The sequence below is a fragment of the Janthinobacterium sp. ROICE36 genome, assembly GCF_002869965.1.
Lineage (GTDB): Bacteria > Pseudomonadota > Gammaproteobacteria > Burkholderiales > Burkholderiaceae_D > Janthinobacterium.
The window spans coordinates 1-9,973 of record NZ_PEBS01000116.1 but is presented as its reverse complement, the minus strand read 5'-3'; the positions used below and the strand labels follow the sequence as shown (position 1 = coordinate 9,973).

Genomic DNA, 9,973 nt, shown 5'->3' with positions numbered 1-9,973 from the left:
TATATTATGGCCCATAATCAGAATCCGAAGCCGTTTGTATGGACCGCCAAGGCTAACGACATCCTGCAAAAAGTGATCCGTGCCAATCGGAGGCTTAGTTCAAAGAATAACGAAGCACTACACTAGCACTGTGGTCCCTTTGTAGAATACCTGACGGTTGAATGTTGAAAGATAGCAAAAATGATAGCGCAGTGTCGTCCTGCTCAGTCGGCGTGCAGCTTGTGATGCATGCGCCGCAGCCCCAGCCAGACACCGGCCGCCACGAAGGGCACCAGCGCGCCGACGAGGATTTCCGGATTCACAGGCAGCCCCATCACCTTGGCCGCCTTGCCCGTGTAGCTGAACAGGCCGATCACGTAATACGAAATGGCCGCCACGGAAAGTCCTTCCACCGCCTGTTGCAAGCGCAGTTGCTGCGCCGCACGGGCGTTCATCGATTGCAGGATTTGCCGGTTTTGCAATTCCTGCACGATGCCCACGCGCGTGCGCAGCAAGTCATTCGTGTTGGCAATGCGCTGTGCCATCGCTTCCTGGCGGCTGGCCATCGCTGCGCAGGTATTCATGGCGGGCGTCAAACGGCGGTCCATGAATTCCTCGACCGTGGGTATGCCTTCGATGCGCACTTCGCGCAACTCCTCGATGCGCGCCTTGACCAGGCCCATGTAGGCTTTCGAGGCGGAGAAACGGTAGCTATTGTCGAGCGACAATTTTTCAATGCGGGCCGCCAGGCGCGTGATGCGGTCAAGCAAGGCTTGCTCGGCAACGCCCTCGTCGGCCTTGGTCAGGCCCGGCGCGTCATCCGTGTCGACCATGGCGGCGGCCAGGGTCGCCAATTCATTCTCGATGGCATTGAGCGACGGCGCCGCCTGCATGGCGTAGGGCAAGCCCAGCAAGGCCATCATGCGATAGGTTTCGATTTCCAGCACGCGCTGCACCAAACGGCCCGACTGTTGCGAGCGCATGCCCGCATCGCGGATGACGAAACGGCTGAAACCGTCGGACTGGATGGTGAAGTCCGTCCACAATTCGCCGCCCTGCAACACCTTGCTGCCGGCCAGGGTATTGCCCTCGAACACGCGCGACAAGCCCTGCATGAAGATCTCGGCCGGTTCGGTCGCCTGCTCCAGCACCACGTGGGCGGCCACCATCAGCTTGCCCTTCAAGCCCGCCAGCCATTGCTGCGGCAACTGTTCCAAAGGCATGCGCTCGAACGCCTGTTCCAGGAGCAAGGCAGCGGCCGGGCGCTCGGCAAAGGTAAACGTGGCAAATTCCGTATGGCATTCCCATTTCAGGCGGAAGCGGCTAAAGTCGTAATAGAAATACTTGGCTTCGGCAGCCGGGGGCGTGACGCCGAAATGCGTGCACAGGGCCGCCAACGTAGCGTGCTGGGCCGCCATATTCGACGCACCGGGTGCCGCGCTGTCATCCTTGTAGACGGCCAGGTGGGTGATCAGCTCGGGGGCATCGAGCTGCAAAAACGGCCGCGAGTGGATTTCCGCAGCCAGCGGCACGCGCAAGGCGTGGTTCAAACTGGAGTTAATCAAGTGCATGATAGCCAAAGGTAAAGTTGCAAAACTGCTTAGACCCGCGTCGCCGGCAGCGTGGGTCTGATTGTCACAGTGTAACAAAGCAGAATGCATGCCATCCTTTTCCAGCGCCCATCATGTTGTTTTAATAATCCCAGTTACACCCTGCTCCGCCCCGTGCCGGCTGCCCAGCCACCAGAAAGTGGCGGCCAGCACGACGGCAGAGGCCTGTCCCAGCGCCAGCTTGTATGCGCTGTCGAACAGCAAGGGTGCGACAAAACCGGACACCAGCGCAAACACCAGCATTTGCACGAAGTTTTGCAAGGACGCCGCCAGGCCCCGCATCTGCGGAAAAATATCCAGCGTGGACATGGTCATGCCCGGCAAGGCCAGCGACATGCCGAAAGCGTACAGCATCACGGGCACGACGGCAAACGGGATGCTGGCCGCGAACCAGTGGTTATAGGCAATGTTAATCGCCCCCGTGGCCGCCATGGCCAGCAAGCCCCAGCGCACCAGCACGGTGCTTTTCACCGCATGCGCGAGCTTGCCCGATAGCGCCGAGCCGCCCACCAGGCCGGCCACCATGGGGATGAACATCCAGCCGAAGGCCGTTTCCGGCAGGCGCAGCAATTCCAGGATGAAATGCGGGGCCGATGCGATGTACAGGGCGAAGCCGCCAAAGGCGAAGGCCACGGCCAGCGAACGCAGCAGGAATGCCCGGTGGCGCAAGGCCAGCCAGTAATTGCGCGCAATGTTGCCTGGGTGGAAAGGCTGGCGTTGCTCGGCAGATAAACTTTCCGGCAAGCCTTTCAGGCAAGCCAGCAATAGCAACACGGTGACGGAAAACGTGAACACGAACGTCGATTGCCAGCCATACGCCACGTGCAGCCAGCCGCCGATGATGGGGGCGATGGCGGGCGCGATGCCAAACACCATCATGATATTGGCCAGCATCTTTTGCGCAGCCGCACCCGACAGGGTGTCGCGCACGATGGCTTGCCCGATCACCCTGCCCGCTCCCGCCGAGGCGCCTTGCATGCCGCGGAAGAACAGCAGCCAGCCAAAGCTGGGCGCAAAGGCGGCGCCGATGGAGCCCACGGCAAAGATCAGCAGGGAGGCGAGAATCACGGGACGGCGGCCAAAGGAGTCGGACAAGGTGCCGTAGAACAAGGTCATGAAGGCGTAGGCGGCCAGGTAGACGCTCAAGGTCTGCTGCACCAGCACGCTGCTGACGTCGAAATGCATGCCGATCGCGGGAAACGATGGCAAGAAGGTATCGGTGGCGAAAGGGCCCAGCATGGCCAGGCCGGCCAGCACCAGGGTCAGCTTACGGGCCTTCATGCACCCGCCTGTACAGCGTATTGACAGCGCATGCCGTCGAGGGCCGCCAGCGAGAACGCGGCGACATGCTGAGCGATACCGGCGATACCCGCCTCGTCATAGGTCATTTCCGGCACCACCAGTTCATGCACGATGCGAGAACGGGCATAAAACACGGCTTGGCCGATCACGCTGAACACGCATTTCTGCACCACGTCTGCCGGCATGGCAGGCCCCACCACGCCACGGATCAAGCCCGTGAACAGGGCATGCTGCGGGTGCACATTGCGTTCGGCCAGCTTGTGGATGGCGGCCGTCGGTTCGATCAGTTCGCGCGCTACCAGACGGCTGAACAGCGATGCCGAACCCGAGCGCAGCATATCGGACACCAGCGCCTCTATGGCCAGGCGCAACTGTTCCATGGGCGGCAGCTGTGCCTGCGCGCTGGCGGCAGCCACGTCGGCGGCCGAGGCGCGCGCCAGCGCGCGCGCATGGTCGAAGGCAGCCAGGTGCAGCTCTTCCTTGCTATGAAAATAATAATTGACCATCGCCACGTTGACCCTGGCCGCCTCGCATATCTTGCGCACGGAGGTGCCCTTGTAGCCCTCCTCGGCAAACAGTTCAGCCGCCACTTGCAGGATGCGCGCGCGCGCCGGTTCGCTTTCTTGCTGTTCCATCATGCCAATCCCATTATTTAAACAACCGTTTAATATTCCCCAGCATTGTATCAAACAGCCGTTTAACTTTCAAATGGGCGCAAAAAAGCCCGGCGGACCGGGCTTCACAGCGGCGTTGCGGCAGACTTAGTGTTTCATCGCCGGCATCGAACTCGCGCCCAGCGGACGGGCCACGGCATTGACTTCGATGGTTTCGCGGCGCTTGTCCTCGCCTTCCAGCACCAGGGTCAGCGGGATCTTGTCGCCCGCCTTCACTTGCCCTTTCAGGTCCAGCAGCATCACGTGGTAGCCGCCCGGTTTCAGCTCGACGGCTTTGCCTGCTGGCAAGGCGATTTCCTTGACCTGGCGCATGCGCATCATATTGTCCGCCATGCTCATTTCATGGATTTCCGCCACGCCGGCCACGGGTGAGCGCACTTCCAGCAGGCGCATGGCTTTCGGCGCCGTGATCTGCATGAAGGCGCCCGTGGCTTTTTGCTGGGGCACGGTGGCACGCACCCACGGGTCGGAAATTTGCACGCTGCTTTGTGCGATGGCGGAGAAGGACAGCACGGTCAGGGCCGTGGCCAGCAGGGTTTTCAGATGGGTCATGATTATTTCCTCGGTGTTGTTATAAGGTGTATTTCGATTTCATCAGGGTCTTGATGTCTTGCACGCATTCATCGCCCGTCAACTGATGCTTCAATCCCAGGCGCATGCGCCCCTCGGTATCGAGCACATAGCTGATGGCCGTGTGGTCCATCGTGTATGAGCTGCCGCTGGGCGCGCGGCGGTAGAAGACCTTGTAGTTGAAGGCCGTCTGCGCCGTCGCCTGCGGGTCCGTGCGCAAGCCCAGGAAACTGGGATCGAAGGCGCGCATGTACTCGCCCAGCAACTCGGGCGTGTCGCGCTCGGGGTCGATGCTGATGAAGATCACTTGCAGTTTACCCCCATCGGCGCCCAGTTTCTGGCGGATTTCCAGCGCGCGCGACAGTGCTGTCGGACAGACGTCCGGACATTGCGTGAAGCCAAAGAAGACCATCACATACTTGCCCTTGAAATCGGCCAGGGTGTAGACCTTGCCGTCGGGGCCGCTCAACTTGAAGTCGGGCTTGTAATCGCCCCCCGTCAAGTCCAGACCGTTGTAATGGGGTTTCGGTGCTTGTTCGCAAGCGGCAAGCGTGAGCAATCCCGCCGTGCCGGCGAGAAGGAAAAGACGACGTTTCATGGTAATTCCAGCCCGATGGGCGTAGTTGATACAAGTTAGGATGTAGAAGGCGTGACTGGTGCGTTCAGGCAGCCAAAGGGGGGCCGCGCGGGCTGGCGCCCAGCCACGCAAACTGGGGGCGCGGCGCCTGGTAAAACAATGGCGGATAGTGGTCGTGGCCCGTGATGACAGCCAGCGGCGAGGACGACGATGGCGGCAAGCCCACGCTGCCCGCGTGGCTCATGCAGAACGGGCAATGCTCGATGTGGTGCAGTACGGAATCGGTGGTGGATTTGACGGCTGGCGCCAGGTCGGCTTGCATATAGACGGCGCCGCTGGCCGAGCAGATCTCGACGGCAGCGCTGTTCGCGTTAGCGTGCAGCGAGGCAAACGCATACGACAGAGATGGCGACAGCGCATTGAGCAGTATCGCCAGGCAGGCGAACCACAGATGCCACTGTTTGCGCTTCAATAATGATCCCATGGCACAGATTATAACGGAGTCTGGCTATCCGGGCGCCTGGCCGCGCAGGAACAGACTGGGGCGCACGCCGGCCACGTCCACGCAGGCGTCGCAAAACGCGGGGATCGAGGCAAAGCCGGAGCCGGCCGCCACTTGCGCCAGGTCGCGCTCGCCGTCATCGCCATCGGCGCCCGCTTGCGCCGCCGTGTGCAGCGCGTGCGCCAAACGTTGTTCGCGCACCAGGCTGAGCAAGGCCTCGCCCTCGGCAAACAGGCGCGCCCTGGCCTTGTGCGGCGTCACTTGCCACAGGGTCGCCAGGCGCGCCGCCGTCCATTTGCCTTGCGGCGTATCAAAGATGTGCTGCGCCAGCGCCTGGCTCCAGCGTTTGCCGCCGCCATGGCCTGCCTGCGCATCGTCCTCTTCCAGCGCCAGGGTGAACACGGCCGGCTTGCCCCGCCCTGGCATCACGTCGCAGGCGAAGCGCAAAAAAGCGGGCACGACAAAACTATCGCCGCTGCCCAGTTTCTTGGTGGTGATTTCATTATGCAAAGTCACAAAACCCTGGCGCACGGTGACGCGCAGCCTGAGCGGAAAGCGCAAGCCCAGCAAGTGCAAAGGATGATCGGAAACGAGGGCCATGCGTCAGGTCTAGGTGGTGAGCGAGGAGCCAGCATGCCACACATTGCGCCTACAGTCTGTCATCACAGCGACGCCACGCCATAGCGGCGCAAGCCATCGAGGTCGACCACGCGGATGGATTGGTAGGCAATGCTGATCAGTTTCAATTCTGCCAGGCGGCCCAAGGCCAGGTTCACCCGCTGGCGCGAAACGCCGGTCAGCAAGCCGATTTCCTCCTGCGACAGCTCAAGCACGCTGGAGGTGCGCGGGTATAACATGGGATGGAATAGCTGCGCAATGGCTTGCGCCACTTGCGCGTCGACGGCCAGCAGGCGCTGGTTCTGGATGGTGGCGATGAATTGCCCCATGCGCTCGTTCAATTGGCGGATGACGTAGGCGTTGAAGGAGAGACTCTCGGCCAGCAGCAGATGAAACAGGTCCACCGGTACCAGGATGATGTTCGCGGCGCGCACGGCCACCACGTCGTAGCGGCGCAGTTCGCGCTTGAGCACGCTGCCTTCGCCGCACCAGCCGCCCGCCGGCACGCCGGAAAACGTGGCGCCGCGCCCATCGGCGTTGTAGACAGCCAGCTTGATCAGGCCCGTGTGCACGCCGATCCAGTGCGCCGACGCTTCGCCGCGTCGCGTGATGAAGGCGCCCGCCTCGTAATGCCGGAGCACGCTGCCGTCGCGCAACAGGGCCTGATGCCGGGCATCGAGGGCAGTGAACCAGTCGTGGCTATCGAGTTCGGGCACCGCACGGTCTACACTATCGTTGCTATCCATTCCATCCTTCAAACCTGTCACTAAGATGACAGTGATTTTCACGCGCCGGTGCTATGCTAGCCGGTATCAATCCCGAAACAGGGAGCTACACAATTCCAGCACCAATATTATTTACCAGGAGACAAGCATGACTGCTGATTTCAACACCGGCCTCGGCAAAAACAGCGCCAACTACGCCGCCCTCACCCCGCTCGACTATATCGCCAGGGCCGCCGCAGTATATGGCAATCGCCTGGCAATTGCACATGGCGCCGTGCGGCAGACGTGGCGCGAAACGTATGCGCGCACGCGCCGCCTGGCCTCGGGCTTGATCAAACTGGGCGTGAGCACGGGCGACACGGTGGCCGTGATGCTGCCGAACACCCCCGCCATGGTGGAAGCGAGCTTTGGCGTACCCATGGCCGGCGCCGTCCTCAACGCCTTGAATATCCGCCTCGACCTGGCCTCGCTAACCTTCATGTTGCGCCACGGCCAGGCAAAGGTCTTGCTGGCCGACACGGAATTTGCCGAACTGGCGCGCCAGATGGCGGCGCAGATTCCCGGCTTGCGCGTGATCCAGGTGAATGACGTGCTGGGACCGGAAGTCGACGCTTTTTCCGACCTCGACTATGAAGCCTTGCTGGCCAGCGGCGACCCCGATTACGACTGGCAGCCGCCGACGGACGAGTGGGATGCCATCGCCCTCAACTACACGTCCGGCACCACGGGCGACCCGAAAGGCGTGGTCTACCACCACCGCGGCGCGGCCTTGAATGCCCTGTCGAACATCCTGGAATGGGACATGCCCAAGCATGCCGTCTATCTGTGGACCTTGCCCATGTTCCACTGCAATGGCTGGTGCTTCCCGTGGACCATTGCCGCGCGTGCCGGCGTCAATGTGTGCCTGCGCAAGTTCGAACCGAAACTCGTGTTCGACCTGATGCGCGAATTGCGCATCACCCACTATTGCGCGGCTCCCATCGTGCATGCGGCCCTGGCCAACGCGCCCGCCAGCTGGCGCGAAGGAATCGACTGGACCGTGCGCGGCATGGTGGCCGGCGCACCGCCGCCAGCGGCCATGGTGGCAAAGATCGAAGCCATGGGCTTTGACTTGATCCACTCGTATGGCTTGACGGAAGTGTACGGCCCCGCCGCCATCTGCGCCGAGCAGGATGAGTGGGCAGCGTTGACGCAAGAAGAACGTGCCGTGTTGAAATCGCGCCAGGGCGTGCGCTACCACTTGCAAAGCGCCGTGGCCGTGATCGACCCTGAAACCATGCAGCCGGTGGCGGCCGACGGCGAACAGATCGGCGAGATCATGTTCCGCGGTAACATCTGCATGAAGGGTTATTTAAAAAATGAACGGGCGACGCAGGAAGCGTTTGCCGGCGGCTGGTTCCACACGGGCGACCTGGGCGTGATGTATCCGGACGGCTATATCAAGCTGAAGGACCGCAGCAAGGACATCATCATTTCCGGTGGCGAGAATATTTCCAGCGTGGAAGTCGAAGACGCCTTGTACCACCACCCGCAAGTGCTGGCCGCCGCCGTCATCGCCCAGCCGGACGAGAAATGGGGAGAAACGCCATGCGCCTTCGTCGAACTGCGCGAGGGTGGCACGGTGACGGAAGCGGAATTGATCGCCTTCTGCAAGAACAACCTGGCCGGCTTCAAGGTGCCGAAAGCCATTTATTTCGGCCCCCTGCCACGCACGTCGACGGGCAAGATCCAGAAGTTCGAATTGCGCAAACGCATGCAGTCGGACAAGGCCATCGACGTCTAAGGCTAGACCTGTCAGTCGCGCTTGCCCGGTAGCCACGCCGGCTGCACCACTACCAGGCGCGACAAGCTGGCGATGCTGGCCACAGCGGCGAACCCTGCCGCCAGGCACAGCGCATACGTCGTGCCTTTGGCGGCGGAAACGGTGAAGCAGTAGGCCACCAGCGCAGCGCCCGTGGCTTGCCCGATCAGGCGCGAAGTGGCCACCACGCCGCTCGCGCCACCGGCCCGTTCGGGCGGCGCGCTGCCCATGATGGCTTTCAAATTGGGCGCCTGGAAAAAACCGAAACCGATGCCGCACAAGGCCATGCGCCAGCCGATATCGAAGGCGCTGGGGTGGGCCGGTATCCAGATCAAGGTCAGCAAGCCGCCAGCCAGCGCCGCCAGGCCGATGCCGCCCAGCAGGCCCGGTGAATAGCGGTCGCTCAAGCGCCCGGCCACGGGCGCCATCACGGCCACCAGCACGGCCCACGGCGTCATCAGGAATCCCGTCTCGACGGGCGAACGGCCCAGCGTCACTTCAAAATAGAAGGGCAGCGAGACGAACGCCAGGCCTTGCGCGGCAAACGTGCAGATGGCCGTCAGCGACGACAGCAAAAACAGGGGGCGGCGAAACAGATCGATGGGCAGCAGGGGCGCCACGTGCCCTGCCTGGCGGCGCAGCAGCAAGACAAAGAACACGGCCACGGCCAGCAGTTCCGCCAGCAGGGTCGACCAGGATGCATGATGGGCCGCGTCGCCGAACAGCAAGATCAGCAAGCCGAAGGCGCCCACATTATACGGCGCCGTGCGCGCATCGAGCGTGTGGCCGGAGAGTTTGGTGGCCGGCAGCATGCGGCTGGCCAGGAAAAAGCCGGCCACGCCCAGCGGCACATTGATGGCGAACAGCCACGGCCACGAGGCCGTCGCCAGGATCAGCGAAGCGGCCGTAGGCCCGATGGCGAACGCGACGGCCACCACCAGCGCATTGTTACCGAAGGCGCGTCCCAGCAAGTGTTTGGGGTACAGAGCGCGCAGCAGTGCCGTGTTGACGCTCATCATGGCGCTGGCGCCGACGCCTTGAAACAGCCTGGCCACTACCAGCGACGGCAAGGATCAGGCCAGCGCGCAGGCGAGCGAGGCCACAGTAAATAAAAACATGCCGGAGATAAACACGCGCCGGTAGCCGGCGATTTCACCGAGGGCGGAAAACGGCAGCAGGGTCGCCACCATGGCCAGCTGGTACACGTTGACGATCCAGACGGAGGCGGCCGGCGTCGTGTGCAGTTCGCTGGCGATGGCCGGCAAAGCCGTGTTGGCAATCGCCGTATCGAGCGATGCCATGCCCACGCCGATGGCCAGCGCCAGCATGGCCCATAAACGGGCGCCGGGCGGCAAGCCGTCCTCGCCCACCATGACGGCTTGCGTTTGCCGCTGCATAAACTGCTGCATAAATACACTACCTGTTCATCTTGCTGATCCGGGAAATACACTAGTGTACTGCTTGCGAAATGGTTGCACTATTTAAAGACTGCGCTATCATCTACATATTGAGTTTGAGATGAGGTGAGCAATGCTGACTGCGGCGCCGATTATATTGAGCGAGGAAGACCGTGCCGAACTGGAACGAAGGGTCCGGTCGCAAACCATCGATACAC

Annotated in this window: 9 protein-coding genes and 2 pseudogenes; 2 read left to right on the top strand and 9 right to left on the bottom strand. The window is 62.1% G+C overall.

Annotated elements, in window-relative coordinates:
- Nucleotides 1-126 (top strand): annotated as a pseudogene (locus CSZ94_RS25950) (IS630 family transposase); the annotation flags it as partial.
- A 77-nt stretch (nt 127-203) separates the two neighbouring features.
- Here the strand turns inward: CSZ94_RS25950 and CSZ94_RS25945 are convergent.
- From CSZ94_RS25945 to CSZ94_RS25910, 8 genes are all read right to left on the bottom strand, one after another.
- Nucleotides 204-1,550 (bottom strand): DUF3422 family protein, encoded by a 1,347-nt coding sequence (locus CSZ94_RS25945; RefSeq protein ID WP_102124153.1) that lies wholly within the window; start codon nt 1,548-1,550, stop codon nt 204-206.
- Nucleotides 1,551-1,661: 111 nt separating this feature from the next.
- On the bottom strand, nt 1,662-2,870 hold the full coding sequence (locus CSZ94_RS25940) for a multidrug effflux MFS transporter (protein ID WP_102124152.1): 1,209 nt from the start codon (nt 2,868-2,870) through the stop codon (nt 1,662-1,664).
- Nucleotides 2,867-3,529, bottom strand: coding sequence for a CerR family C-terminal domain-containing protein (locus CSZ94_RS25935; protein WP_102124151.1), 663 nt, complete (start codon nt 3,527-3,529; stop codon nt 2,867-2,869). Before CSZ94_RS25935 ends, CSZ94_RS25940 begins: the two co-directional genes overlap by 4 nt.
- Before the next feature lie 123 nt (nt 3,530-3,652).
- Entirely contained in the window at nt 3,653-4,117 is a 465-nt protein-coding gene (locus CSZ94_RS25930; protein WP_102124150.1) for a copper chaperone PCu(A)C, read from the bottom strand.
- 19 nt (nt 4,118-4,136) lie between these two features.
- Nucleotides 4,137-4,733: an SCO family protein gene (locus tag CSZ94_RS25925; RefSeq protein WP_258001217.1), complete on the bottom strand. Its 597-nt coding sequence runs from the start codon at nt 4,731-4,733 to the stop codon at nt 4,137-4,139.
- 64 nt (nt 4,734-4,797) lie between these two features.
- A complete protein-coding gene (locus CSZ94_RS25920) occupies nt 4,798-5,196 on the bottom strand; it encodes a DUF2946 domain-containing protein (RefSeq protein ID WP_102124148.1) in 399 nt (132 codons plus the stop codon).
- 24 nt (nt 5,197-5,220) lie between these two features.
- Nucleotides 5,221-5,814, bottom strand: coding sequence for a hypothetical protein (locus CSZ94_RS25915; RefSeq protein WP_102124147.1), 594 nt, complete (start codon nt 5,812-5,814; stop codon nt 5,221-5,223).
- 62 nt (nt 5,815-5,876) lie between these two features.
- Complete coding sequence (locus CSZ94_RS25910; RefSeq protein WP_102124146.1) at nt 5,877-6,578, bottom strand: Crp/Fnr family transcriptional regulator; 702 nt, start codon at nt 6,576-6,578, stop codon at nt 5,877-5,879.
- A 127-nt stretch (nt 6,579-6,705) separates the two neighbouring features.
- Here CSZ94_RS25910 and CSZ94_RS25905 point away from each other — a divergent pair, with 127 nt between their 5' ends.
- Nucleotides 6,706-8,340: an acyl-CoA synthetase gene (locus tag CSZ94_RS25905; protein WP_102124145.1), complete on the top strand. Its 1,635-nt coding sequence runs from the start codon at nt 6,706-6,708 to the stop codon at nt 8,338-8,340.
- Nucleotides 8,341-8,351: 11 nt separating this feature from the next.
- Here CSZ94_RS25905 and CSZ94_RS25900 read toward each other — a convergent pair.
- Nucleotides 8,352-9,731 (bottom strand): annotated as a pseudogene (locus tag CSZ94_RS25900) (MFS transporter).
- Nucleotides 9,732-9,973: the final 242 nt, after the last annotated feature.

Coding starts and splice junctions, on each gene's coding strand:
- CSZ94_RS25945 (WP_102124153.1), bottom strand. CDS start 1,550: ATGCACTTGATTAACTCCAGTTTGAACCACGCCTTGCGCGTGCCGCTG.
- CSZ94_RS25940 (WP_102124152.1), bottom strand. CDS start 2,870: ATGAAGGCCCGTAAGCTGACCCTGGTGCTGGCCGGCCTGGCCATGCTG.
- CSZ94_RS25935 (WP_102124151.1), bottom strand. CDS start 3,529: ATGATGGAACAGCAAGAAAGCGAACCGGCGCGCGCGCGCATCCTGCAA.
- CSZ94_RS25930 (WP_102124150.1), bottom strand. CDS start 4,117: ATGACCCATCTGAAAACCCTGCTGGCCACGGCCCTGACCGTGCTGTCC.
- CSZ94_RS25925 (WP_258001217.1), bottom strand. CDS start 4,733: ATGAAACGTCGTCTTTTCCTTCTCGCCGGCACGGCGGGATTGCTCACG.
- CSZ94_RS25920 (WP_102124148.1), bottom strand. CDS start 5,196: ATGGGATCATTATTGAAGCGCAAACAGTGGCATCTGTGGTTCGCCTGC.
- CSZ94_RS25915 (WP_102124147.1), bottom strand. CDS start 5,814: ATGGCCCTCGTTTCCGATCATCCTTTGCACTTGCTGGGCTTGCGCTTT.
- CSZ94_RS25910 (WP_102124146.1), bottom strand. CDS start 6,578: ATGGATAGCAACGATAGTGTAGACCGTGCGGTGCCCGAACTCGATAGC.
- CSZ94_RS25905 (WP_102124145.1), top strand. CDS start 6,706: ATGACTGCTGATTTCAACACCGGCCTCGGCAAAAACAGCGCCAACTAC.